A 21,692-nucleotide genomic window follows, 5' to 3' on the forward strand; every position below is an offset into this window, starting at 1 on the left:
AGGAGCAGACCATGACCCTGCGCATCCGCCAACCCCAGGTCACCGACACCAACGGCAACGCCCTCGGCACCCGCCTGATCCGCGTCGAGTTCAACGATCAAGGCCCAGCGACCGTGATGTACGACGGCCAGCGTTACGACTTCACCGGCAAGACCGGCACCCACCTCAAAACCGGCCTGCCGGTGCGCGAGATGGCCACCGTGCGCGATGCGCGCCTGTGGATCAGCCTCGATGGCGAGCACCTGTGGGAAGACTGACTCGCGCCGATCCATCCAACGACCAGGAGAAACACCATGTCTGCACAAACCACCCCCATCACCGAACGCCAACTCGATCTCATCACCCGCGCGCATTGCGACGCCGGTGGCCTGATCGAGCCGCTGCTCGACCTCAAGGGCGGCGCCAAGCTCAAGATGATCGCCAGCCTCGCGCAGCGGGGGTTGATCGAGCAGCAAGGCGGCCAGTGGCGCCTGACCTCGGCAGCCATCGCCATCATCAAGGGCGAGGCGCAGCCGGAAGATGTCCTGCCGCCGACGGTGGCCACCAGCGTTGCCACGCCGCCGCTGGCCAGCGATCCGGAACTGGAAGCAGCGGTCGCCGCCGCCGAAGCCAGCTGGCAACAGGACCAGCCCGATGCCGCGCCGAAGCGCGGTCGCGAGCACAGCAAGCAGGCGCTGGTGATCGCGATGCTGCAGCGTCCCGAGGGCGCCACCATTGCGCAGATCTGCGAGGCCACGGGCTGGCAGGCGCACACGGTACGCGGCACCTTTGCCGGGGCGGTCAAGAAGAAACTCGGACTCACCATCACCTCGGAAAGACCCGAGGGCGGCGAGCGCATCTACCGGATTCAGTGATCGTCAAAGGCGCGGCATAAAGCCGCGCCGTTTCCCAAAGGTATAAATCAACGATCTGATGCTTGGCTTCTCGATCGAACAGCGCGTTCATACGGGTGTCGCAACCACCCACCGAAAGGAGCCCTCCATGAAAACCGAACGCGATTACCTGATCGACGCCGCCCAACGCAACGCCCGCGAGGCCATCGCCCAGGCACGCAGCACCCTGGAGCGCAGCTTGCGCGAGCTCGACCGTTACGCCGAGCGATTTGAAGGAGCCGAAACGGTTCACGACCAAGCAAAAACGATGAACTGGCTCCTGAACGAGCTGGCCAGCAACATCCTGCCCAACCTGCGCCTGGACTTGATCGCGGAGGCGCAAGCAGAACTGGCCCGCGCGCACGAAGTCGCCCGCGCCGCCAACCAGGAGTAAGCGATGAAGACGCCCCAAACCTATCCATGCACACGCTGCGAGGGGAAGGGGCGCCTTCCCCATTACGCCAACGTGCTGGGCGGCGTGTGCTTCAAGTGCGGCGGGACAGGCCGACAAAAGACCAGACCAGCTGCCCCATCGCGCCGTTGGTCAGTGAATGCGATCCGCACCACCGATCATCACGACTGCGTCGTGTTCCACGTCCGGGCAAAGACGGAGAGAGAAGCTCTCAATAAGGCCTTCGCCGCCCTATCCCGTGCGCGCGAGCAGATTTACGACCCCACGACCATCCGGGTCACGCCCTGGCCCGATTCGATTGAAAAAGCGCTTGGCTTCTCCATCGAACAGCGCGTTCATACGGGTATCGCAACCACCAATCCGTAGGAGAAAACAATGACCACCAAGCAAATCCCCGCCGCCCAGAACGACGCCTGGGGCTTTTACGGCACGATGAACGAACACGCCGACGCCGCCTGGCCGATCGCGATGACCGCAGTCTCCGAGGCCACCGGCCAGCCCCTCGAATCGGTGCGCGCCTTCCTCGACAGCCGCCACGGGCGCCACTTCGCCGACGACGTCCTCAATCAGATGCTGGTTGGCAACGACATCGGGCAGGCGATCGACGCGGCGGTCACCCGCTGGATGGGCTGGACGATTGGCCGCCAGACTAGCAAGGACTACGGCATCCCCAAGGGGCTGCCTTACCTCACCGGGTTTGTGATTCACTGCGAAGTGACCGACGAGTCCTTCGAAGCCGAAGCCGCGTAAGGAGATCGACATGCCCACCGTCCTCACCAAGCGGCAAATCGAAGCCAACTACGACAAGTTCATTGCGGAACTGACCCGGCTGACCCGAATCTACGGGGTGGCGATCCAGTCAGTCGGAGGCGTCATTCTGGCCGATAGACTCGGCGAGTTCGAAAACATGACCTACCTGGCCGACATCACCAGCGGCGACCTCTATCCGCGATTCTCCGACACCTGACAGATCGTCGAACGCCACGCCATCCGCCGCGCGGGTGGCTTGCTCGCCGGTGTAGTCCTGCCAGCGGCGCACGATCACATCGACGTACTTCGGGTCGAGCTCGATCAGCCGCGCCACGCGCCCGGCCTTCTCGGCGGCAATCAGGGTGGTGCCGGAACCGCCGAAGGGGTCGAGCACCACGTCGCCCGGGCGGCTGGAGTTGCGGATCGCACGCTCGACCAGTTCGACCGGCTTCATCGTCGGGTGCAGGTCGTTCTTCTGCGGCTTGTTGAAGTGCCACACGTCGCCTTGGTCGCGGTCGCCGCACCAGTGGCGCGTGGCACCCTCGGGCCAGCCGTACAGGATCGGTTCGTACTGGCGCTGGTAGTCCGATCGCCCCAGCGTGAAGGTGTTCTTGGCCCAGATGATGAAGGTCGACCACTTGCCACCGGCGGCGCGGAACGCCGCCTGCAGGGTGTCGAGCTCGCTCGACGACATGGCGACGTAGATCGCGCCTCGGGTGTGCGCCATGATCAGCGCCAGCGCGTCGTAGAGGAAATCGTAGAAGCCTTCGCCCAGCGCATCGTTGAGGATGGGGCGGTGTTTGCCGCGCAGCTTGTCCTTCGCGCTGTTGGCGTAGTTCACGTTGTAGGGCGGATCGGTGAACACCATGTCCGCCTGTTCGCCGTCCAGGAACAGGCGCGCGTAGGCCTCGGCGGTGGTTGCGTCGCCGCAGACCAGGCGGTGCGGCCCGAGTCGCCAGACGTCGCCCGGCCGTGAGACGGGTTCCTCGGGCACGTCGGGCGCGGCGTCGTCCTCCGTCCGGCCATCGATCTGTGGTTCCTCATCGGCCAGCAACTCGGCCAGTGCATCGGCGTCGAACCCGGTGAGATCGAGATCGAAGCCTTCGTCTTGCAGCGCTTCGAGCTCCACGCGCAACATGGCATCGTCCCAGGTCGCGAGTTCCGCGAGCCGATTGTCGGCGATCACCAGCGCCCGACGCTGGGTCGGCGTGAGGTGGTCAAGCACCACGACCGGCACGGTGGTAAGCCCCAGCTTGCGCGCCGCCGCCAAACGCCCGTGACCGGCCACGATCACGCCGTCCGACCCGGCCAGGATCGGCGCAGTGAAGCCGAACTCGGCGATGCTCGCCGCGATCTGGGCGATCTGGGCCTCGGAGTGGGTGCGGGCATTTCGGATATAGGGCAACAGGCGATCGATTGGCCAGTGCTCCAGCTTGTCAGCGATCCAGTTCATTTCCTGTTGCGACCCCAGGGTTGATAAGGCGGGTTCTCTATCTTGGCCATACGGTCGTTGAAGACGTCCGACATACGCTTCTTCGAGTCGCCATATGTCGCCGTGACGCCTTCCGGCTCGCGCTCGGCCTTGATTTCGTCCCAGGTCTGTCCGGTGGCCTCCAGCACTGGGGTCTGATCCGGGTGGGCCTTCATCCAGCGAATCACCGCGACATCGACGTACTCGGGCGCTAGTTCCGATGCGCGCACCGTGCGACCGCACGCCTCACCCGCCAAGATCGTGGTGCCCGAGCCCGAGAACGGCTCGAAGACGACGTCGCCCGCGTCGGTGTAAGCCTCCATCACGAACTTGGGCAAGCCGATGGGAAAGACCGCCGGGTGGTCGATCTCTCGTTCTTTGTCGATCGGCCCGCGCTGGCGGGTGACCGTGATGACCGAGTCCGGGATGCGGTAGTCCTGCGTGGGCAGCCCGGCGTGGCACCAGGCGCCGACCGTGCCGTCCTTGCCGCGCATCGCGGTGGACGATCCGTCGGCGCGCAGGTGCGTCTCGTGCCCGGCCCACTTGCAGGGCACGATCTTGTTGGGTTTGCGGCTCTGCCGGTTGAAGTGGAAGATGAACTCGTGGCGCGGGGCCAGGCGTCCTACCCAATCCCCCGGCACCGTCACGCCCTGATCCCACACGTACCAGCCAAAGCGCCGCCAGCCTTGCGCGCGCATCCACTCGATCCAGCCGTCCCAGTAGGGCTGCCATTCACCATCGCGATGCACCAGGCCCAGGTTGACCAGCATCTGGCCGTCGGCGCGCATGATCGGCATGGCCGCGGCAAAGACGCCTTGCATGAGCGCATCCCAGTCCGCAATGCCGCCCGTGGTGTAGTTGCGCTGGTTGGCATAGGGCGGGCTGGTAAAGAGCAGCGCCGCACGCTCGCCAGCCATCAAGCGCTCGATGGCGGCGCTGTCGGCCGAGTCGGCGCAGATGAGGCGATGCTCACCCAGCCGCCAGATGTCGCCCGGGCGGCTGATGACGATGCGCGGCACCGTGATGTCGTCGGCGTCTGGCGTGGGCTCTTCGCTTGTCTCTGCCCCGGGCGTGCCGTCGTCTGCGTCGTCGTCGGCCAGCAGTTCGGCCAGCTCGTCGTCGCTAAAGCCGGTCAGCGCCAGGTCGAAACCGGCCACGGACAGATCGGCCAGCTCGGATGCCAGTAACTCCTCATCCCACCCGGCCTGCAGCGCCAGGCGGTTGTCGGCCAGGATGTAGGCGCGGCGCTGGGTGGGCGTCAGGTGGTCGAGCACCACCACAGGCACTGCGTCCAGATCGAGCTTTCTGGCGGCGGCCAAGCGACCATGACCAGCGAGAATGCCGCCGTCTTCCGACACCAAGATCGGCGCGGTAAAGCCAAACTCGACGATGCTGGCGGCGATCTGTGCCACCTGGGCATCGGAGTGAGTACGGGCATTTCTCTGGTAGGGTTTGAGCCGATCCAGTGGCCACATCTCGATGCGGCTGGCCATGGCAGGGGTGACGGTCATCGTGAGAGTTCCTCTAGGGCTTCGCGGATCGCCTCCATCAGCAGGTCTTCCACCACGCGCTGGTCGGGTTGTGCGACCACGGCCGCCACGATCTGCGGGGCGACCTTGCGGGGAATCTGCTGGATGCGGTCACGCAGCAGCCGCGCGAGGTTGAAGTACTTGACCTTCACCTCGTCGGCGTTGAGCAGCTTGCCCGTGCGTTCTTCGAATTCGAGCTTGGCCAGGCGCGCGGCGTAGGCCTCGCGGATGGCGCGGCTGGTCTGGTAGTCAGGTGCGGCAGCCCGGGTTTCCAACGGCGGGGTGGAAACCGGGGTGGAAACCGGCGGGGTTTCCACCTTGGCCGCAGGCTTCTTGGCACCGATGTTCAGGCTCTGTGACGGCAGCGTGTTGCGCGCCCACTGGGCATCGGCCTTGGCCGGGTCAATGGTGCCGTCGGGCTCGACGCTGATGCGCCCGGCCTTGATGGCCTTGGCCACAGCGGTGTGGCTCACGCCACGGTGTTGGGCATAGGCCCGGACGGACAATCCCATCGCATTCCTCCGGGCTGCTCGGGTCAGTTAACCGTCATGGATGGATCACCTCGGCATGAATACGGGTGGAAACCTGGGTGGCAACTGGCAACCTGTTTTTTGCCCTGACGCTAGGCAAGCGTCGCGCTGCGCGCGGCCCCCGCGTTTCAGATGGCCCGGGAGGACCCGTTAATCGTCGCCAGAGGCGCAATTGCAGCCCTGGCAATGCTCGGAGATGCCCGCATCGCAAAATCGCTCAAAACGCTTCCTGTCGCTTTTTAGGGCTATCGACTTTCAGTGTTCCGACGCACGCTTCAGCCCTTCGTCAGCTCTTCCCGCAGCGCCCGCTCCATCTGCCGTTGGTACTCCCGCAGAGCCACGCTTCGCACGGTGTCGGCCATGCCAAAGCGCGGCTCGACCTTCTGCTGGCGGCGCAGCAGGTACAAGGCCAGGATGCGCTTCTCGTCACGACGCTCGAACACGGCACCGGCGCGGTAGAACACGTTCTTCTTTGCCAAGAGTCGGCCCGGCCACTGGCTCTTGGGGATGACGCGGGTCTGGGCGGTCTGTGCCATCGGCCCGACCGGAATCGCCAGCTTGCCGGTCTTGGTGCCACCGGACTCCTGCAGCGCCATGAAGCGGTCGCGCGACCAGACCTCGGCCATCAGCGTGCGCGGCTTGGCCGGCGTCACGCCTATGCCCTGGCTTATCCACGGCCGGCGCAGGTTGAAGCGCTCGGGCAGACCGTCGCGCACTGCATCGCGGGCGTCGAACGCCGTGCGGGTCAGGGCCTTGGAGGCAGCATTGGGTACGTGCTGCTGGGCCAGTTCCGAGAGGTGCTCAGTCGCTTTGGCCACATCGGCGGTGACGTCAAGTTTCAGCATCGGCGGACTTCCGGCGGCGAGGAGTGGCTGGCGCTTCGGTGTTTGCAACAGGCTCGGCAGCGATGCCCGCCTGCTGCGCCAGGATCTGTTCGGCGGTGGCTGCGTCGACCTCGACCGTCAGGCCCGGGACAAACGAGCGCGTGCCGCCGTCGCCGGTGACGACCACCGGGCGGGTGATGAGAAGTTTCATGGGGGAGTCTCCAGCGCTGGGCAGAGAGGCGAACGCCAGGCCCAGAAACGACAGCGCCCACCCAGGTCTCCCCGGTGGGCGCACTTACCACAACTACCGCAATAGTATGCCTTCGTGGTACCACGCTGTCAACGCCCGTATCCGTAAAACTTGGCAGCAATCGACAGCGCCGCCACCAAGTAGCCTTTGGCCTCGTGTCGGTTGCACGACATCCGGCGGGCCAGATCGATGATCGACATCCCAACCCCTGCCACGAACCACAACGCGGTGCCTGCTGGGCTGCTGATGCCGCCGACGGCATCGAGCGCTTGCTTCACGGCGCGCGCCGCGCCAGCATTTCGCTCGACCATGTGCTCCACACGTGCCGTGCCCGCTGGCAAGCCATCGAGCCGAGGGCTGGCCACGCCGCTGGCAAAGGCACGCGCGAAGTCCTGGGCGAAATGCTGCCCCGCATCGTGCATCGCGGGCGTGATGCTGCCGTGTCTGAGCATCAGCGCCAGCGTGTCCACGGTGCGGTAGTGCTCGACGGGGTAACCATCTTCCCCCTCTTCCCGCACGTAGCGAATGAGGCTGCCGTCCGGCCGCAGGCGCTCATCGCCGATGCGCGGCTTGCGCTCGGCGTGGCTGTTGACGGCTCGGGTCTTCTTCGGCTTCATCGCTCGCCCTCCCTGATTTCGCGCCACGAGCGATCGCGCTGTGTCTTCGGGCTGCGCGCGCCGTAGAGCCGGGTGGCGATGCCAGACAGGAACGCCCGCTCCCACTCGTCGTAGATCTCGTCGAGCGGCACGACCACGATGCCTTGTTTGTGCCAGGCCGCCGCGCGCATTGCGCGCAGTTCGTCCGTGCTGGCTGGTGACTGCGGTGCCACTCTGCCCAGGGCGCAGTAGATGGATGGGGTGTGCGTGTTCATGCCTCGCCCCCTTGGGCCATTGCCCAGTTGAGCAGCGCCAGCGCATCGGCGTGGTTGTCATCGACCGGCGTGATGCCGCGCGCCTTGGCGGCCGCGATCATCTCGGCCTTGTTGGCGTTGCCACGACCGGTTGCGTGACGCTTGATCGTGCCCACTGGCACACCCTGGTAAGGGATGCCGTGGTGTTCGCACCAGGACGTGAGCGTCGCCAGAAAGCCGCCGTAGGCGTGCGCGGCATCCACGCCGGCGTGTTTGCGCACCTCCTCAAACACCACCCAGTCGATGCCATCGGCGCACCGCTTGATGTCGGCAAGCCAGCGCTTGAAGCGCAAGAAGCGCATCCCGCCGCCTTCGAAGCGCTGCGGCCTGAAGGACTCGCTGCCGCCGCTGATGAGGCCGTCACGCCCCAGCAGCGCCCAGCCGGTGGTGATGCCCAGGTCAAGGGCCAGGATCGTTGTCGTCATGCTCGTCATTCCTGTGTTTTAGGCGGTCTGACGGATCTGACGGGTTTGCCGGTTAACTTCCTACGCGCGCGCGCGTGTACGGGTAAATAAGTAAATCCGTCAGACCCGTCAGACCCGTCAGGTCCGGATTTGTGGTTCAGTCATCTATCGACATAGGGCGTGAAGCGGTCCTTCGGGGTCTCTTTCAGACCCACTCCCCGAAACCCCCGCAGTCCCATGCCGTTGCGCCACTTCTCCAATCCTCGGGTGAGCAGCAGATCAGAGAAGCGCTTTTGCGATCCCACGAACTCCCCGGCCGCCTCTGCCCACTGCTTCCAATCGCTGAAGAGTTCGGCGACTAGCGACTTGGCGTTCGGGTCGCGCACGCATCGCTCCTCGAGCCAACGGCCCAGGGCGTCTTCCGCCTCGAAGTACTCGTCCGTCGCATCTAGCACCGACTGCGGCGGGCGCAGCCCCTCGCGCTGCCAGGCAAGACACCCTTGCACCGCCCAGGCGAGAATCCCGTCGCGCTCGGCCAGCAGCTTCTGCTGCAGTGTCTTGTCGCGTCGTTCGGGCGGGATGGTCACGGTAAAGGGGATCAGGTGCAGCCGCCGGCGCATCGCCTCATCAACATTGCGGATGGCGGGCTTGTGGTTGCCCGCGATCACCAGCTTGAACTGCGGAACATAGGTGAAGAAGTCCTGCCGCATGAATCGCGCCGTAATGCGGTCGCCGCCGGTGATCTCCTTGATCTTGGCCTCGTTCCACCGCCGCCCCTGCTCGGTCTCGGTCGCCGTCACCAGCCGTGCGCCGCGCAACCCCGCCAGGTCGGTCGGGTGACGGTCGCCGCGCGCCTCCATGAAGGTGTCCATCGGTGCATTGGCGGCGTAGTCGCCTAAGATCGTGGCAAGCGTGTTGACGAACACCGACTTGCCATTGGCGCCCGTGCCATAGAGGAAAAACAGCGCGTGCTCCGCCGTCGAGCCGGTCAGGCAGTAGCCGACCATGCGCTGCAGGTAGGCCTGCAGTTCGGCATCGCCCCCAGTGACCTGCTCGAGAAACCGTATCCAGGTCGGGCAGGCGCTGCCCGGCACCAAGGTCGCCGGGGCGATCTTGGTCATCCGATCGGCACGGTCGTGCGGGCGCATCCGGCCGGTGCGCAGGTCGACGACCCCGCCCTGCGTGTTGAGCAGCCACGGATCGGCATCCCACTCGTCGGGGGTCGCCGCGTGACGGCGGTCGGTGCGGGCCAGACGCTCTACTCCGCCGACGGTGCTGCTGGCGGCGAGCTTGGTCGCGAGCCGAGCGTTGTCAGCGCGGACCGCCGCGTGGCGACAGACGTGGCGAATCAGGTCGGTCGCGGCCAGCGTCTCCTCGGCCCGCCAACGCTGCCCATCCCACATCAGCCATTTGCCCCAGGCCGCCACGTAGCGCCAATCGCGCTGGTAGCGGCGGGTAAAACTCAGCGCCAACGCATCCTCCGAGCCCAACACCGAAGCCCCACCGTGCGCGGCATCCGTTGTGTGCTCGGGCGCATCCTCTTGTTCTGGCTGTATCGTCATGCGCGGGCCAGTGACCACAAAACCCGCCACATCGAAGCCCTCGGCCACGGCATCGGCCGCATCCCACCCCTCGGGTTTATCGTCGGGTGGCAGCAAGATGGCGCAGGAGGCGGCGCCGGCCATGAGCACGGCTTGCGAGGCAGCCTCGGCATAGCCGAATCCCGGTTTGTCCCGATCCGGCCAGATCAGCACCGACTTGCCCGCAAGCGGCGACCAGTCGGTCTTGTCCACCGGGGCGTTGGCCCCGTGCATGGCGGTGGTGGCGCAGAAGCCTGCGTCGATGAGCGCCTGCGAGCACTTTTCGCCCTCGACCAGGATGACCTGATCGGCCGCCTTGATCCCCGGCTGGTTGTACAGCGGCCGCGGATCGGGCGGGGCCATTCTGCGCCGCTTGACGTCCCACGGCCGGAATTCCTTTCTGCGGCCAGGCGGGTCGTAGCGGTAGACGACGGCAATCAGGCGGCCGTCGGCGTCCAGGTAGTCCCACTTGGCGGTGGCCGGCCCTAGCTCATCGGTTGGCGGCTCCGCCTTCTTGCGCTTGGATGGCAGGCGAGCAGCCCTGCCGGCCAGTTGCCCGGCGACCTCAAGCACGCGGGCAAAGTCGGTCTGGGCATCGAGCCCGTGGTGGGCGGCAATCAGGTCGAAGATGTCGCCGCCCTCGCCCGTGGCGTGGTCGCGCCACAGACCTGCCGTGTCGTCCTTGAGCGAAACTTCCAGACTATCGCCCGGGCTGCCCAGCACATCGCCGACCCGGTACGTCTGCCCGCGCTTCTTGCCGGCGGGCAGCAGCGTCATCAGCACTGACTCCAGCCGCGCCAGTAGGGCGGCGCGAATCTCCTTGCGGCGCGCGGTGGGGTCCGCTTCGGCGAACGGGGCCGGGCGATCGTTGAAATCGATCATGCGTCGCCCTCCTCGTTGCCATCCGACGCGCGGCGGGCGACGGCTGACGCGTGGTGCGAGGCCCAAGCCTGCAGTTCCGACAGCCGGTAGCGCACCAGCCCACCCAGGAGATAGTGCGGAATGCGGTACTTGTTGCGCATCGCCGGGTCGGCGAACCAGTAGTACGGAAGCCGAAGCGAGGCGGCCGCCTGCTTGGCGTCGATCATCGGTTCGACGGCCGTGACGGCATCGAGCTTGGTACTCATGCCTGACCCCTCCAGCACCGGTCCTGCCACGGGCACATCCGGCACTCGACATGGGTGGGCTCGGCGAAGGCGCGCGGCAGCAGTTCGCCGGCTTCGGTCGCCATGATGACCTTGACCGCCCGGTCGGACATGCGCTGCGCCAGATGGGCGTCGAACGGCACCCACTCGGCGTGGATCTCCATGGTGTCGGCGTTGACTGCGGTGAACAGGGCCGGATGCGCGTGCAGTTCGAGATAGGCCTGGTAGAGCGCGACCTGGGCGGCGTAGACGGGGCGGGCAGACGCGAGCCGGTGCTTCTCCAACTCGCGCCACGACTTCGCTCCCAAGCACTTGTTCTCCCACAGCGCCGGGTAGCCGCAACCGAACCCCAGGTCGGGCCCGGCGACGATGACGCCATCGACGTGGCCCTGCAGGCGCCCGTCCAGCGCCGAGAAGCCGAATTGCTCGCCCGCGTCGTCGCGCGTGCGCAGATCGAAGCCCGCCGCGCGCAGCCATCCGACCATGCATTCTTCGATGACGTGCCCGCGCTCGAAGATACGCAGCATCCGACCGTCAGCCTCACGACCCGGATCGACCGGAGCGTCGGCAAACTCGTACTGCAGCGCGCGCTCGCAGGCGACCCCGAGGCGCGAGGCGCCCAGGTACGTGCGGCGAGGCTGCGCCGCGCGAGACTGCTGCATCCCGGCATCGATCAGCGCCGTGAGCTGACCCGACAGGCTCTTGGAGGCGTTGAAGTCCATCATCGCCGCGCCTCCTTGGGTGCTGCCGTGCGTGCCGTCTGCGCTTGAGCCTTCGGCTCCTCCCACGGCAGATCGTCCTCGAGGTCGGCGAAGGGGTCGGACACCGGATCTTTCAAGCCCCGCACCGGCGGATACTTGGTCGCCTCGTGGTGCTCGACCATCGCGTCCGTGTAGCAGGTGACGATGGCGTCGATCACCTGCAGCGCCTCGGCCTCGGAATACTCGCCCAGCGGCTTGTCGAAGCCGATGCTTTCTGCCGCCGCGCCGAAGGCCTTGAGGCACTTCCGCATCGCGGCGAGTTCGACGTCAGACGGATCGATCATGGCCACCTCCGTCTTGGGCGTGCGTCCTTCCTGCACCCGCAGCCACTGACCGTAGAGCGCGTGAAACGCCTGCTGGCAACGCCGCGAGCAGAACACCCAGTCGATCGGATAGCGCCGGGCGTCGCCCACCGGATGCCGAAGGTCCGAGTGGCCGTAGCCGCGCGCCTGTCGTTTGCAGACCCAGCACTTCACCGGCCCTCCTCTCACTGCGCCCAGGCCGGTTTGCCCGGCACGGCGGGGCGTTGCGGGGCGGCTGGCGGCATCGCCTGCGGCGGGATGGCCGCTGCTGGTGCACCGCTGGCGCCGCCGCCGGGGCTCTTGGGCGGCAGCCCCATCAAGGCGGCGTAGTCCTTGTGATCGGGCTCGATGACGGTCTTGATGGTGTTCTTGTCCGCGCCGCGGCCGTCCTTCTCGATGTCGATGCGGGCGAGGAACTCGATGCCGTCGAGTTCGTGGAAACCCTGGATGCGCCGCGCGGCGGCGGCCTGCGGGCTCATGTCCTGGGGATGGACGTTGCGGGCGGAATTGAGCACGGCGCGCACGAAGCTGCGGCCCATCTGACCCCAGGTCGGCCCCTTGGGCGAATGCAGCCCGATGTTCCACCACACCTTGCGGCGGGCGTAGGGGCCCTCCAGCACCACGCCTTCACACGCGAGATAGACCGAGCCGGTCTCATAGCTCTGGGTCGCCCAGCCGCCTGTCCAGCCTTGGCTGGGGTCGTCGTAGCCGCCGGGCTTGATCGTCAGACGCACGCGGGCCAGCGTGCCATGCGGAATGAGGTCAAAGCCTTGCTGCTGCGCTTGGGCGTCGTTGAAGTCGGTCCAGGACATGTTATGCTCCTCTCGTTGCTAGGGTTGACGTTGCGCTGGCGCACTTGGCGATCAGCGCGGCGAGATTGGGCGGCTCGACAAGATCGAGTCGCCCGCTTCTGTCTTTGGCGGGGTAGCCCCAGGGATTGACGGTGTGGCAGACGAAGGCGCGATACGCGCTGCCGTCCTCGGCCTTGATCTCGGCCAAGGTGACCACCTCGTCGACGATGCCGGGCAGCTCGGCGGCGGTCTTGGCGCCCTCGATCTGCGGCACGAAGACCTTGCGGTTGAAGTCGTCCAAGCGCTCGTCAAGGATGGCCACGAACACGACGTGCTTGCCGCGCGCGTGCTGCAGGTGGGTCAGCGCCCCGATGAGTTCGCTGCCCAGCAGGCCGTAGGCGCCGCGGGTGTCGGGCTTGCCGGTGCGTTCGCTGTAGGCCTGCGGCTGGGTCTTGGCCCAGACGAGCGCCAGGCGCGCGAGTACCGTGATCGAGTCGACGAAGTAGGTGTCGTACTTGGCGAGTTGAACGGGATCGCCGTAGCGCTCGCACACATGCCGGTAATGCGCCTCGGAGAACGGTGCGTCCAGGGGCAGCGCCGGGTTCGGGCCGGCGAGGAACACCACGAGATCGCGGAACTCCGCCCAGGTGCTCGGGCGCACGCAGTCGCCGCGCCAGTCCTTGACGGCCAGATCCCCGGCCTCGAGGTCGACGAACAGGGTCGAGGCTTCGGGCAGGGTCTTTAACTGGCTGGTCTTGCCGATGCCGCTTTTGCCCAGCAGCACGAGCTTGACGCCCTGCTTCTCGCGCAGCCGCTGATCGGCGGTGATGATGGGAAGGGCCATCACGCCACCTCCTCATCGAGAGCCAGCCTGAACGTGGGCTTGCCAGGCTTGACCGTGCGCGCGGCTTCGAACTGCGAGCGCAGCGCGGCGGGCCAGTTGTTGAAGCGCGACTCGGACACGCTGAACTCGACGTCCAGGTAGTCCTCGACCTTCTCGCCGGCGGCGGCGATGCGCCGGGCAATCGCCGCCAGTTGCACCTGGTCCCAGGACACGCGCTTCGGGACATCGACCGTCACGCGCAGCGGTCCGTCGTTCAGATGCACGACGCCGAAGTCCTTGCCCGCCTCGAGGCGGGCAGCACGGGCCTGCTCGCCGTAGGCGGCCTCCAGCGCAGCGTCGAACTTGGCGCGGGCCTGCTTGAGCCAGGCGAGCGCTTCGTCCAGGTTGCGGCTGATCTCCGCCTTCTGGGCGGGCGGCAGTGCGGCCAGCTGGCCGACGGACATCGCGGCGAGGTCGGCGGGGTAGAGAGTGAGGTCGCTCATGGCCGCCCCCTCACTGGTACGCCCGAGCGGACGTCGAGTAGCGCGAGACGCGCCGCTCGAAGGCCTCGACGTCGCTGATCAGGTAGGTGACGCGCGAGCCGAGCTTGCAGAAGACGGGGCCGAGTTGCTCCTGCCGCCAACGGCGCAGGGTGTGGACGGACAACCGCCAGCGGGCGGCGAGTTCGAACTCGTTCAGAGCGATGGGTGGCGCATCCGGTGCCGATGCGGGGCGGGCATCCCGGCCGGATTGAACAGGTGCAGCGAGGATTGGCATGGCAAGGCTCCTTGTGTTTGGGAGCCTTTATTCCATGGGCCGGGGCTTTGGGCTTGGGCGCGAGTCTTTTAGGCGATGGCACCGATAGGGCGCCTCCTCCGGTGCGGCCGCCGCTCGCCTAAGTCATTGATGCACCTCAATATCCACCAGGCATTTCGTTTATTGCGATTTCGTTCGTTTCGGTTATACTGCCCCTTGCTGAGAATCACCCCCTGTCTGGAGAGCCCCATGACGACCCCCACCATCCCCAAGGCGCTGCCCTCGGCCGAGGACGTCGCGCTCGCCCGGGAGTCCGGGCGCGTGCTCTCGACGGTGCTGCAAACGCGCGCCGAGACCCAGCAGATCGATTTCCACGACGACAAGGGCGCGGTGCGCTCGGTGACGCTGCCGACCACGGCGCTGCGGTTGCTGCTGGACGTGCTGACCGAGATCGGCCAGGGCAATGCCGTCACCGTCATCCCCATCCACGCCGAACTGACCACGCAGGAAGCGGCCGACCTGCTCAACGTCTCGCGGCCCTTCCTCGTGCAGTTGCTGGAAAAAGGCGAGATCCCGTTCCACAAGATCGGCACGCATCGTCGCGTGCGCTACCAGGACGTGATCGCCTACAAGCACCGGATCGATGCCGAGCGCCGCAAGGCCCTCGACGAACTGGCCGCGCAGGCCCAGGAACTCGGCATGGGGTACTGAGCGGATGAGCTCGCACTTCACCGTCGTCTACGACGCCTGCGTGCTCTATCCCGCGCCCCTGCGCGACCTGCTGATGCATCTGGCGCTGTCGGACCTGTACCGGGCGCGCTGGAGCGACATGATTCACGACGAGTGGATGCGCCACGTGCTGGCCAGCCGTCCCGATCTCTCGGTCGAACAGCTCGAGCGCACGCGGCGGCTGATGAACGCCCACGTCCGCGACTGCCTAGTCACCGGCTTCGAGTACCTGATTGCCTCGATCGAGTTGCCCGACCCCAGCGACCGCCATGTGGTGGCGGCCGCCATCCACGCCGGCGCCAGCCTCATCGTGACATTCAACCTCAAGGACTTCCCCGCTGAGGCGCTCAAGCCCTACAACCTCGCGGCGCAGCATCCGGACGACTTCATCGTCGATCTGCTGGATCTGCACCCGGCCGGCGTGCTCGAAGCAGTCGCCCGCCACCGCCGCAGTCTGAAGAACCCGCCCAAGTCGGCGGACGACTACCTGGACACCCTGCTGGCGCAGGGGCTGACGCAATCGGTGGCGGTGATGCGCCCATGGGTCATGGCCATGTGAGGCACCGCGCTGTATCGGAGGGAGCATGGGCAAGAAGACCCTGACCAACGCACACTGTCTGCTGGAGCTGGTCGAGCGCGTGCCGGCCTCAGTCCTCAAGCTGTTCGCCGGCCTGCCCGAGTGCCTGGGACTGCAGCGCGGGTTTGATTGGACGCAGCCCGACGAGGGGCTGAGCGCTGCCCTCATCGAGCACATCAAGCACCTGCGCAAGGAGCAGCGCGATCCGGCCGAGCGCGAAGCTTTGCGGGTGCTGCGCCTGAGCACCGTGCGCGGGGCCGCCATCCTCGCCACCGTCGCCGAGCAGCTCTACGACGAGGACCTGCTCGCACGGTTTCGTGCGCAAGAAGGCGGCGAGGTCGGTCGCGCGGTGTGGATGCGCACGCACAGCGAGGCCTCGATCAAGCTCTTCGACACTGCCGAGTCCATCGTCAACACCCAGGACCTGAAGGGGCTCAAACGCCTGCACGACGCGTTCGACGTGCCTGGCGAGGCGCCGCCCTTCCTGTGGAACGATGAGGTCAAGGACCGGCTGGAAGCGCAACTCACCGAGGCGATGCGGCTGGCCGAGCCCTGCGAGGTCATCCACGTGGCCATGGAGGAGCCGAACCGGCAAGGCCAGACCCAGGCGACACACTACCTCGTGGTGCGTTTCGCCGGCGATCAGGTGGCCGCGGTGGAGATGCGCAACCGCCAGCGCAAGAGCTTCTTCTACTTCCCGGCGCGCGACGCCACCCTGATCTACGCGCCCCATCGCGGGCTCGTCGAAGTCTTTGCTCCGACACTGGGCATCCGTGCGCCGCTGGCCAACGTGCTGTCCCGGCACGGCTTCAAGGCTCCCTTGTCGAACCGTCCGCTGGACCGCTCGCGCTACGACCTGTCGCGCTTTGCGCGGCCACTGAAGGACACCAAGCCGCGCATCGACGGGGGCCGCATCGAGCGGCTGTATCTGACCGAAGCCAAGGCTTTGCTTGGGCATGCCACGGACGCCGTCACGCTGCACATCGACAGCGGCGCAGAACTGCACGAGGTGATCGACGAGCGCTGGGGCAACCATCCCTTCGCGCAGCCCAGCGCCTTGCTCGGCGTGACCCTGGTGGCCGAACTGGTGTTCGAGGGGGAGACGGCGACCACCCCGCTGGCCATCGTGCTGGCCGAGCCCGGTCGCTGCAGCCTGGCTGGCGAGAAAGACCAACGCCTGCGCCGCGCCGGGATGCAACTGCTCGAGGCCCTGGGGGTGCGCAAACCGCTGCACCCGGGCTGCGGGCGGGACGATCCGAGCCTGATCGCGCAGGTGGCTCGGCTTCTGGAGAGCGCCAGCAGCCCGATGGACGGCTTCGCACTGCATAAGCTCGGCATCGACATCGAGCGGCTGCAGGACGAAGGCATCCTCATCGAAGGCGAGCGCATCGCCGAGCTGTCGGTCCCCGTCGACGAAGGCGAGCCGATGAAGGTGGTGCTCGAACGCTGCGCCGATGCCGACACCGTGCGCTACCGCGATCCTCTGACGGGCAGCGACGTGGTCATGCCGGCCCGTCTCGCCCGGCGCTGGAAGGTGCAGCTGGACTGGTTGCGCGAGGAATTGATCACGGCGCTGGGATCGGCCTTGAAAGGACCCCGCAGTCGGCACTTCGACGACGAGCCGGTGTTCCTTGGCGAGATCGACATCGACGGCCATGCCGTGGCGCTGTACTTCGCCTCCAGGATGTCCCACGAGCGCGCGTACGCGAAAGTCGACGCTGCGCTGAGGCTTCGTCCGCGCCCGGTGGCGGGCGTGGTGTTGACGACGACCTCGACGCCGCTGCCATTCGCCGGCACCAATGTCGTCATTCCCATCGAGGATGTGCTCGCCGATGCGGGCAACGGCAGCGCCATCGACCTGGACCGGCTGAAGGTGGCCTATCGCCACGGGCAACTGGCGGCCATGGGCGGGTCGACGGTGACGCTCAAGGTCGCCCCCGATGGTCACGCGGCGACGCTGTACCTTCCGGGCAAGGCGCCGTGGCGGGTCACGGGCAAAGCAAGGATCGCCGTCTTGCAGCGGCTGGTGGAGGCCTGGGCCGCAGGAACGCCCCACGTCAACACGAAGGCGCTGATGGCCGGCACGGGCTGCACGTCTCCGGCCAACCTCTTCACCGGCAAGCACTCGCCCTGGCGCGACTATCTCGAAAGGGTCCCAGGCACGCGGGCGTGGCAGCTGAAGCTGACCCCACTCGATCGAGTGATCGTCGATGACAGCGACACGCGCAGCGCTGCGATCGAAGCAGTCACCGAAGACGTCTGACCGCCGTTGAGGCGTCAGCGCGCCGCGCCGATTGATCGGCGTTGCGATCCGCTTCGGAAATCTGCGCACATCATCCCTGGCGGTTTCGATTCCCTGGAGCCGTCATGAGAAACCTCGAACTTGCATCTCCGGCAGAGATGAGCGCCAGCGCCCGTGCTGGCGAAATCACCACCATCCTTGCGGCCGCCATCGTCCGTACCCTCGGGTCTTCCGGGCTGGAACAGAGCGCGGTTCGCCTTGGCTTCTTGCCCGACCAGCGCGTTCATACAACCCCCTCTCAACAGGAGAAGTTGTGATGAACGAGAAACAAGCTTCCGTCGCGGCGCGGATCGCCGAGCTGAGTCACCTGCCGATGGCCGAACTCTGGGTGCTCTGGGATCGGTACTTCGAGCGGCGCCCGGAGTTTCCGAACCGCACCCATGTCGAATCCCGTATCGCCTACAAGCTGCAGGAAGAAGCCTTCGGCGGACTCGCACCCGAAACGCGCCAGCGCCTTGAGGCCATCGGCGCGAAGCACTCCAAGATCAAACTGCGCGCGCGCCCGCGCAAGTTCGACTTCGCACCGGGCACCGTGCTGCTGCGCGAATGGGGCGAGCGCGAGCATCGGGTGACGGTCAATGCCGAGGGCCATTTCGAGTACGAGGGCCACACCTTCAAGAGCTTGACGGCGGTGGCTCGGCACATCACCGGCCAGCATTGGAGCGGTCCGCTGTTCTTCGGCCTGAAAGGAGGCGCCTGATGACGGAAATCGCCTCCACCAAGGCGCGCAAACGCTGCGCGGTCTACTGCCGGGTGTCCTCGGACGAGCGGCTCGACCAGGAGTTCAACTCCATCGACGCGCAGAAGGAGGCTGGCCATGCCTTCATCGCCAGCCAGCGCGCCGAGGGCTGGATTGCGGTGGCCGACGACTACGACGACCCGGGCTACTCCGGCGGCAACACCGAGCGACCCGCCTTGAAACGCCTGATGGCCGATATTCAGAGCGGGCTGATCGACATCGTGGTCGTCTACAAGATTGACCGGCTCACAAGAAACCTCGCGGACTTCTCCAAGATGGTCGAGGTGTTCGAGCGCCACGGCGTGTCCTTCGTCTCGGTCACCCAGCAGTTCAATACCACGACCCCGATGGGGCGGCTGATGCTGAACGTGCTGTTGTCGTTCGCCCAGTTCGAGCGCGAGGTCACCAGCGAGCGCATCCGCGACAAGATCGCCGCCGCCAAGAAGAAGGGGCTGTGGATGGGCGGTCTGCCGCCCCTGGGCTACGACGTGCACGACCGCCAACTCGTGGTCAACCCCGCCGAGGCGGCCGTGGTGCGCCGCATCTTCGAGGAGATGCTGACCATCGGCTCGCCGACCCAGATCGCGGCGCGCCTGACCGCCGAGGGCATCACGACCAAGGCGTGGACGACGCAGGACGGGCGGGTGCGGACCGGCACGCGCATCGACAAGAAGTACCTCCACCATGTGCTGCGCAATCGCATCTACCTCGGGGAGCTGTCGAGCCGGGGCCAGTGGTACCCCGGCGTGCACGAGCCGATCATCGAACGCGAGCTGTGGGACAAGGTTCACGCGGTGCTGGCCCGCGACAGCCACGCGCGCTCTGTGGAGACCAAGATCCGGTCACGCACCGACGCCTTGCTACGGGGACTGCTCTATGCCCCTTCGGGCGAACGCATGTACCCGACCTACTCGCGCAAAAACGGACGCAAGTATCACTACTACGTCTCCAAGTCCGAGAGTCGCTTCGGCGCGCCGGGCAAGAGTTACGAGCGCCTGCCCGCCAGCGAGATCGAGGCGGCGGTGGTCGCCCAGATCCGCACCGTGCTGACCAGCCCCGAATCCATTGCAGCGGTCGTGCGTCACGTCCAACGCCAGGGCGCACCGATCGACGAGGCCACGGTCGTGATGGCGATGGGGCGCCTCAACGACGTGTGGGATCGGCTCTTTCCGGTCGAGCAACACCGTATTGTCAACCTGATGATCGAGCGCATCGATCTCGTCCATACCGACGAAATGCAGGGTATCCGGGTGAAGTGGCGCGAACTGGGCTGGGACGCCTTGCTTGGCGAATTTGCCCCCAGAAGCATCGGCGCGGAGTTGCTGGAGATCGAATCATGACGGACGGACAACTGGAAACCTTCGTACCGCTGAACCTACGCCGCCGGGGGGGTCGGCGGCTCGTGCAGCATGTGGTCGACGACCGCGCAGCGCACGACAGCACGCTCATCGAAGGGATGGCGCGGGCCTTCTACTGGCAACGGCTGCTGGACAGCGGCGCGATGCCCAGCGGCTCGGCCATCGCGCGTGCCGAAGGGCTGCACCACTCGGTGGTCAACGAGCTGCTGCGCCTGACGCTGCTCGCGCCCGACATCGTCGAGATGCTGATGGCCGGGCGGCAGCCACGCCGGATGAGCCTGATCTGGTTCCAGCGCCACCCGCTGCCGGTGGACTGGGCGGCCCAGCGCGAGATCGTGCGGCGCTTCGAGGAGAAAGCGTGAGCACGAAGCACCGGGGACGCATCGAGGGAGCGCCGGTCACCCAGAAACTGCCGACGCCGGCGGGCGGCGTGAAACTGGAAACCTTCGTGCCCTGGCGGCTGGTGCAGCGCGGCATCCGGCGCGCGGTGATCGCGCCGCCCGGCGCACCGAAAGGTGTGGAGGTTCACTCGACGTGGGCCGGCCCGGCGCGCACCGAGGCCAAGGACACGGCGTTGATACGCGCGCTCGGGCTGGCGCACCACTGGCAGCGGCTGCTCACCGAGGGGAGGGTTGCCTCGGCGGCCGAGATCGCCAAAGCCGAGGGGATGGACGTCTCGCAGGTCCATCGCCTTATGCGGCTGACCCTGCTGGCCCCCGAGTTGGTGGAGCGCCTCGCCGCCACCCCCGAACTCCCCGTCGAGCGACTGCTGGGGCGCCCGTGGCCCTATGGCTGGGCCGAGCAGATCCGGGTGCTGGCCTCGATGCCCTGACGGGCCCTGTCATCACATCGCCGCCGCCTTCGGGCGGCCTTTTTGCGGCCTGACGATCTCACTCGGTCGCCGCCGCCGGGCAGTTGCCGACTGCAACCGGCGCCGCTAAGTCCTTGATGGAGCACGTACAGGTCCCCGGAGTCCTCCACGGACACTGAGCGAAAAACAGAGAACAGAGAGGCCGTGAGGGGCGAAGGCGGTCCGAGCTCAAAGGCTGCGTCCGCAAGATCACGCCGTGAACACGCGCCAACACGCGGGGAACGCGCAAGAAAAAAGGCCAACCGAGATCGGTTGGCCTTGGGGTATTGGTGGTGCAGACGCGACCGGAATCCAACCCACTCTCTCAACGATTGAGCAATCCCGGGCAATCCTGCGGGTTGTTGTGGACGCAATGGCCCCGGCAATGAACGCCGGTCAGTCAGTGCAGGGCGGACTCTCACCTTGTGCGGCGCCGATTGACCGGTAGCGTCGCAGCCTACCATCGAGTGGTTAGCCCCAGCTATGACCGATGGCCCGCCAGCGCGTGTTGGTCAACGAGTTGGCCCGACATCCGCTGGCGTGCAGTTCACGAATTGAATCGAGTAGTCAATGGTTGGAATGACCCTTACGGAGAAGAAAATCGAGTCGAGCGACCTCGTTGCCGTTGGCTGTAATCTTCTGGCCATCGACCGTTTCGAGCGATTGCCCCTCTTTCAGGTGGATAGCCCGTCCGAACTTGTCTTCCAGCGCCGTCTTGCCGTCCTCGAATACATACAGGGTTCCACCGTCCTTGAGGAGGAACATTTTCTTGGCGCTGGCCGCTGCCGCGTCACCAGCGAACGATGGGGTTACGATGGCGCTCAGCACGGTGGCGGCGACAACAGCGGTAATCCTGGCTTTCATCTCTACACTCCTTTCAATCAAACGTGAAGGCATTTCTGTCAATGCCTTGTGCGACTGCACAGTATGTAGTCGTCCCTGAAAAATTCATTTTCACGCCGCCCTTAGCCGCAGCTGGGCAGGGTTGGCGCCACTGGACTCGGTTGGCCGCCGCTGGGCGAGCCAC

Annotated in this window: 30 protein-coding genes; 13 read left to right on the forward strand and 17 right to left on the reverse strand. The window is 66.3% G+C overall.

What is annotated here, in order from left to right; genetic code table 11:
• The first annotated feature begins 11 nt into the window (after window positions 1-11).
• From EDC36_RS03595 to EDC36_RS03615, 5 genes are all read left to right on the forward strand, one after another.
• Entirely contained in the window at window positions 12-257 is a 246-nt protein-coding gene (locus tag EDC36_RS03595; RefSeq protein ID WP_132961876.1) for a hypothetical protein, read from the forward strand.
• A gap of 36 nt (window positions 258-293) precedes the next feature.
• Entirely contained in the window at window positions 294-854 is a 561-nt protein-coding gene (locus EDC36_RS03600; RefSeq protein WP_132961877.1) for a DUF3489 domain-containing protein, read from the forward strand.
• A 127-nt stretch (window positions 855-981) separates the two neighbouring features.
• A complete protein-coding gene (locus EDC36_RS03605) occupies window positions 982-1,266 on the forward strand; it encodes a hypothetical protein (RefSeq protein WP_132961878.1) in 285 nt (94 codons plus the stop codon).
• Window positions 1,267-1,269: 3 nt separating this feature from the next.
• Complete coding sequence (locus tag EDC36_RS03610) at window positions 1,270-1,650, forward strand: hypothetical protein (RefSeq protein WP_132961879.1); 381 nt, start codon at window positions 1,270-1,272, stop codon at window positions 1,648-1,650.
• A 9-nt stretch (window positions 1,651-1,659) separates the two neighbouring features.
• Window positions 1,660-2,034 carry a hypothetical protein gene (locus EDC36_RS03615; protein WP_132961880.1) on the forward strand — a complete coding sequence of 125 codons (375 nt, stop codon included), beginning with the start codon at window positions 1,660-1,662 and terminating at the stop codon, window positions 2,032-2,034.
• 109 nt (window positions 2,035-2,143) lie between these two features.
• Here the strand turns inward: EDC36_RS03615 and EDC36_RS03625 are convergent, their stop codons facing one another.
• The 16 genes from EDC36_RS03625 to EDC36_RS03700 form a co-directional block, all read right to left on the reverse strand.
• Window positions 2,144-3,487, reverse strand: coding sequence for a site-specific DNA-methyltransferase (locus tag EDC36_RS03625; RefSeq protein ID WP_243646459.1), 1,344 nt, complete (start codon window positions 3,485-3,487; stop codon window positions 2,144-2,146).
• Window positions 3,484-5,016, reverse strand: a complete 1,533-nt coding sequence (locus tag EDC36_RS03630; protein WP_132961882.1) for a site-specific DNA-methyltransferase — start codon at window positions 5,014-5,016, stop codon at window positions 3,484-3,486. The genes EDC36_RS03625 and EDC36_RS03630 overlap by 4 nt, the downstream gene beginning before the upstream one ends.
• A complete protein-coding gene (locus EDC36_RS03635; RefSeq protein WP_132961883.1) occupies window positions 5,013-5,546 on the reverse strand; it encodes a hypothetical protein in 534 nt (177 codons plus the stop codon). Before EDC36_RS03635 ends, EDC36_RS03630 begins: the two co-directional genes overlap by 4 nt.
• Window positions 5,547-5,839: 293 nt before the next feature.
• Window positions 5,840-6,409 carry a hypothetical protein gene (locus EDC36_RS03640; RefSeq protein WP_132961884.1) on the reverse strand — a complete coding sequence of 190 codons (570 nt, stop codon included), beginning with the start codon at window positions 6,407-6,409 and terminating at the stop codon, window positions 5,840-5,842.
• On the reverse strand, window positions 6,396-6,599 hold the full coding sequence (locus tag EDC36_RS03645; protein ID WP_038471360.1) for a hypothetical protein: 204 nt from the start codon (window positions 6,597-6,599) through the stop codon (window positions 6,396-6,398). Before EDC36_RS03645 ends, EDC36_RS03640 begins: the two co-directional genes overlap by 14 nt.
• A gap of 128 nt (window positions 6,600-6,727) precedes the next feature.
• Entirely contained in the window at window positions 6,728-7,255 is a 528-nt protein-coding gene (locus EDC36_RS03650; RefSeq protein WP_004869881.1) for a hypothetical protein, read from the reverse strand.
• Complete coding sequence (locus EDC36_RS03655; protein WP_004869878.1) at window positions 7,252-7,509, reverse strand: hypothetical protein; 258 nt, start codon at window positions 7,507-7,509, stop codon at window positions 7,252-7,254. Before EDC36_RS03655 ends, EDC36_RS03650 begins: the two co-directional genes overlap by 4 nt.
• On the reverse strand, window positions 7,506-7,973 hold the full coding sequence (locus tag EDC36_RS03660; RefSeq protein WP_004869876.1) for a crossover junction endodeoxyribonuclease RuvC: 468 nt from the start codon (window positions 7,971-7,973) through the stop codon (window positions 7,506-7,508). Before EDC36_RS03660 ends, EDC36_RS03655 begins: the two co-directional genes overlap by 4 nt.
• A 140-nt stretch (window positions 7,974-8,113) precedes the next feature.
• On the reverse strand, window positions 8,114-10,414 hold the full coding sequence (locus tag EDC36_RS03665) for a phage/plasmid primase, P4 family (protein WP_132961885.1): 2,301 nt from the start codon (window positions 10,412-10,414) through the stop codon (window positions 8,114-8,116).
• A complete protein-coding gene (locus EDC36_RS03670) occupies window positions 10,411-10,659 on the reverse strand; it encodes a hypothetical protein (protein ID WP_132961886.1) in 249 nt (82 codons plus the stop codon). The genes EDC36_RS03665 and EDC36_RS03670 overlap by 4 nt, the downstream gene beginning before the upstream one ends.
• The gene (locus tag EDC36_RS03675) at window positions 10,656-11,402 is read right to left on the reverse strand and encodes a hypothetical protein (RefSeq protein WP_132961887.1); all 747 of its coding nucleotides are present in this window, start codon (window positions 11,400-11,402) and stop codon (window positions 10,656-10,658) included. The genes EDC36_RS03670 and EDC36_RS03675 overlap by 4 nt, the downstream gene beginning before the upstream one ends.
• Entirely contained in the window at window positions 11,399-11,914 is a 516-nt protein-coding gene (locus tag EDC36_RS03680) for a DUF6511 domain-containing protein (protein ID WP_132961888.1), read from the reverse strand. The genes EDC36_RS03675 and EDC36_RS03680 overlap by 4 nt, the downstream gene beginning before the upstream one ends.
• 11 nt (window positions 11,915-11,925) lie before the next feature.
• Window positions 11,926-12,552, reverse strand: coding sequence for a hypothetical protein (locus tag EDC36_RS03685; protein ID WP_132961889.1), 627 nt, complete (start codon window positions 12,550-12,552; stop codon window positions 11,926-11,928).
• 1 nt (window position 12,553) lies between these two features.
• Complete coding sequence (locus tag EDC36_RS03690; RefSeq protein ID WP_185971201.1) at window positions 12,554-13,375, reverse strand: ATP-binding protein; 822 nt, start codon at window positions 13,373-13,375, stop codon at window positions 12,554-12,556.
• Window positions 13,375-13,857, reverse strand: a complete 483-nt coding sequence (locus EDC36_RS03695; protein ID WP_132961891.1) for a hypothetical protein — start codon at window positions 13,855-13,857, stop codon at window positions 13,375-13,377. Before EDC36_RS03695 ends, EDC36_RS03690 begins: the two co-directional genes overlap by 1 nt.
• Before the next feature lie 10 nt (window positions 13,858-13,867).
• Entirely contained in the window at window positions 13,868-14,131 is a 264-nt protein-coding gene (locus EDC36_RS03700; RefSeq protein WP_132961892.1) for a MerR family transcriptional regulator, read from the reverse strand.
• Window positions 14,132-14,359: 228 nt separating this feature from the next.
• Between EDC36_RS03700 and EDC36_RS03705 the strand changes: the two genes are divergently transcribed.
• The 8 genes from EDC36_RS03705 (at window position 14,360) to EDC36_RS03740 (ending at window position 20,647) form a co-directional block, all read left to right on the forward strand.
• Window positions 14,360-14,821, forward strand: coding sequence for a helix-turn-helix domain-containing protein (locus tag EDC36_RS03705; RefSeq protein ID WP_132765319.1), 462 nt, complete (start codon window positions 14,360-14,362; stop codon window positions 14,819-14,821).
• Window positions 14,822-14,825: 4 nt separating this feature from the next.
• Window positions 14,826-15,398: a PIN domain-containing protein gene (locus EDC36_RS03710; RefSeq protein WP_132961893.1), complete on the forward strand. Its 573-nt coding sequence runs from the start codon at window positions 14,826-14,828 to the stop codon at window positions 15,396-15,398.
• Between the two features lie 25 nt (window positions 15,399-15,423).
• Window positions 15,424-17,679 carry a hypothetical protein gene (locus EDC36_RS03715; protein ID WP_132961894.1) on the forward strand — a complete coding sequence of 752 codons (2,256 nt, stop codon included), beginning with the start codon at window positions 15,424-15,426 and terminating at the stop codon, window positions 17,677-17,679.
• Between the two features lie 104 nt (window positions 17,680-17,783).
• Window positions 17,784-17,975 carry a hypothetical protein gene (locus EDC36_RS03720; protein ID WP_024890398.1) on the forward strand — a complete coding sequence of 64 codons (192 nt, stop codon included), beginning with the start codon at window positions 17,784-17,786 and terminating at the stop codon, window positions 17,973-17,975.
• Complete coding sequence (locus EDC36_RS03725; RefSeq protein ID WP_132961895.1) at window positions 17,975-18,418, forward strand: DUF2924 domain-containing protein; 444 nt, start codon at window positions 17,975-17,977, stop codon at window positions 18,416-18,418. The genes EDC36_RS03720 and EDC36_RS03725 overlap by 1 nt, the downstream gene beginning before the upstream one ends.
• A complete protein-coding gene (locus EDC36_RS03730) occupies window positions 18,418-19,797 on the forward strand; it encodes a recombinase family protein (protein WP_132961896.1) in 1,380 nt (459 codons plus the stop codon). The genes EDC36_RS03725 and EDC36_RS03730 overlap by 1 nt, the downstream gene beginning before the upstream one ends.
• Window positions 19,794-20,177, forward strand: coding sequence for a site-specific recombinase resolvase (locus tag EDC36_RS03735; RefSeq protein WP_132961897.1), 384 nt, complete (start codon window positions 19,794-19,796; stop codon window positions 20,175-20,177). The genes EDC36_RS03730 and EDC36_RS03735 overlap by 4 nt, the downstream gene beginning before the upstream one ends.
• Window positions 20,174-20,647, forward strand: coding sequence for a hypothetical protein (locus tag EDC36_RS03740; RefSeq protein ID WP_132961898.1), 474 nt, complete (start codon window positions 20,174-20,176; stop codon window positions 20,645-20,647). The genes EDC36_RS03735 and EDC36_RS03740 overlap by 4 nt, the downstream gene beginning before the upstream one ends.
• A gap of 585 nt (window positions 20,648-21,232) precedes the next feature.
• On the opposite strand, the gene EDC36_RS03745 is transcribed toward EDC36_RS03740, so the two are convergent.
• On the reverse strand, window positions 21,233-21,529 hold the full coding sequence (locus tag EDC36_RS03745; RefSeq protein WP_132961899.1) for a CopK family periplasmic copper-binding protein: 297 nt from the start codon (window positions 21,527-21,529) through the stop codon (window positions 21,233-21,235).
• Window positions 21,530-21,692 lie beyond the last annotated feature (163 nt).

Source organism: Tepidimonas ignava, assembly GCF_004342625.1.
Taxonomy (GTDB): Bacteria; Pseudomonadota; Gammaproteobacteria; order Burkholderiales; family Burkholderiaceae_C; genus Tepidimonas; species Tepidimonas ignava.

Bases quoted from the DNA above. Each gene is read 5' to 3' on its own strand.
- EDC36_RS03595 (WP_132961876.1), top strand. From the start codon at position 12: ATGACCCTGCGCATCCGCCAACCCCAGGTCACCGACACCAACGGCAAC.
- EDC36_RS03600 (WP_132961877.1), top strand. From the start codon at position 294: ATGTCTGCACAAACCACCCCCATCACCGAACGCCAACTCGATCTCATC.
- EDC36_RS03605 (WP_132961878.1), top strand. From the start codon at position 982: ATGAAAACCGAACGCGATTACCTGATCGACGCCGCCCAACGCAACGCC.
- EDC36_RS03610 (WP_132961879.1), top strand. From the start codon at position 1,270: ATGAAGACGCCCCAAACCTATCCATGCACACGCTGCGAGGGGAAGGGG.
- EDC36_RS03615 (WP_132961880.1), top strand. From the start codon at position 1,660: ATGACCACCAAGCAAATCCCCGCCGCCCAGAACGACGCCTGGGGCTTT.
- EDC36_RS03625 (WP_243646459.1), bottom strand. From the start codon at position 3,487: ATGAACTGGATCGCTGACAAGCTGGAGCACTGGCCAATCGATCGCCTG.
- EDC36_RS03630 (WP_132961882.1), bottom strand. From the start codon at position 5,016: ATGACCGTCACCCCTGCCATGGCCAGCCGCATCGAGATGTGGCCACTG.
- EDC36_RS03635 (WP_132961883.1), bottom strand. From the start codon at position 5,546: ATGGGATTGTCCGTCCGGGCCTATGCCCAACACCGTGGCGTGAGCCAC.
- EDC36_RS03640 (WP_132961884.1), bottom strand. From the start codon at position 6,409: ATGCTGAAACTTGACGTCACCGCCGATGTGGCCAAAGCGACTGAGCAC.
- EDC36_RS03645 (WP_038471360.1), bottom strand. From the start codon at position 6,599: ATGAAACTTCTCATCACCCGCCCGGTGGTCGTCACCGGCGACGGCGGC.
- EDC36_RS03650 (WP_004869881.1), bottom strand. From the start codon at position 7,255: ATGAAGCCGAAGAAGACCCGAGCCGTCAACAGCCACGCCGAGCGCAAG.
- EDC36_RS03655 (WP_004869878.1), bottom strand. From the start codon at position 7,509: ATGAACACGCACACCCCATCCATCTACTGCGCCCTGGGCAGAGTGGCA.
- EDC36_RS03660 (WP_004869876.1), bottom strand. From the start codon at position 7,973: ATGACGACAACGATCCTGGCCCTTGACCTGGGCATCACCACCGGCTGG.
- EDC36_RS03665 (WP_132961885.1), bottom strand. From the start codon at position 10,414: ATGATCGATTTCAACGATCGCCCGGCCCCGTTCGCCGAAGCGGACCCC.
- EDC36_RS03670 (WP_132961886.1), bottom strand. From the start codon at position 10,659: ATGAGTACCAAGCTCGATGCCGTCACGGCCGTCGAACCGATGATCGAC.
- EDC36_RS03675 (WP_132961887.1), bottom strand. From the start codon at position 11,402: ATGATGGACTTCAACGCCTCCAAGAGCCTGTCGGGTCAGCTCACGGCG.
- EDC36_RS03685 (WP_132961889.1), bottom strand. From the start codon at position 12,552: ATGTCCTGGACCGACTTCAACGACGCCCAAGCGCAGCAGCAAGGCTTT.
- EDC36_RS03690 (WP_185971201.1), bottom strand. From the start codon at position 13,375: ATGGCCCTTCCCATCATCACCGCCGATCAGCGGCTGCGCGAGAAGCAG.
- EDC36_RS03695 (WP_132961891.1), bottom strand. From the start codon at position 13,857: ATGAGCGACCTCACTCTCTACCCCGCCGACCTCGCCGCGATGTCCGTC.
- EDC36_RS03700 (WP_132961892.1), bottom strand. From the start codon at position 14,131: ATGCCAATCCTCGCTGCACCTGTTCAATCCGGCCGGGATGCCCGCCCC.
- EDC36_RS03705 (WP_132765319.1), top strand. From the start codon at position 14,360: ATGACGACCCCCACCATCCCCAAGGCGCTGCCCTCGGCCGAGGACGTC.
- EDC36_RS03710 (WP_132961893.1), top strand. From the start codon at position 14,826: ATGAGCTCGCACTTCACCGTCGTCTACGACGCCTGCGTGCTCTATCCC.
- EDC36_RS03715 (WP_132961894.1), top strand. From the start codon at position 15,424: ATGGGCAAGAAGACCCTGACCAACGCACACTGTCTGCTGGAGCTGGTC.
- EDC36_RS03720 (WP_024890398.1), top strand. From the start codon at position 17,784: ATGAGAAACCTCGAACTTGCATCTCCGGCAGAGATGAGCGCCAGCGCC.
- EDC36_RS03725 (WP_132961895.1), top strand. From the start codon at position 17,975: ATGAACGAGAAACAAGCTTCCGTCGCGGCGCGGATCGCCGAGCTGAGT.
- EDC36_RS03730 (WP_132961896.1), top strand. From the start codon at position 18,418: ATGACGGAAATCGCCTCCACCAAGGCGCGCAAACGCTGCGCGGTCTAC.
- EDC36_RS03735 (WP_132961897.1), top strand. From the start codon at position 19,794: ATGACGGACGGACAACTGGAAACCTTCGTACCGCTGAACCTACGCCGC.
- EDC36_RS03745 (WP_132961899.1), bottom strand. From the start codon at position 21,529: ATGAAAGCCAGGATTACCGCTGTTGTCGCCGCCACCGTGCTGAGCGCC.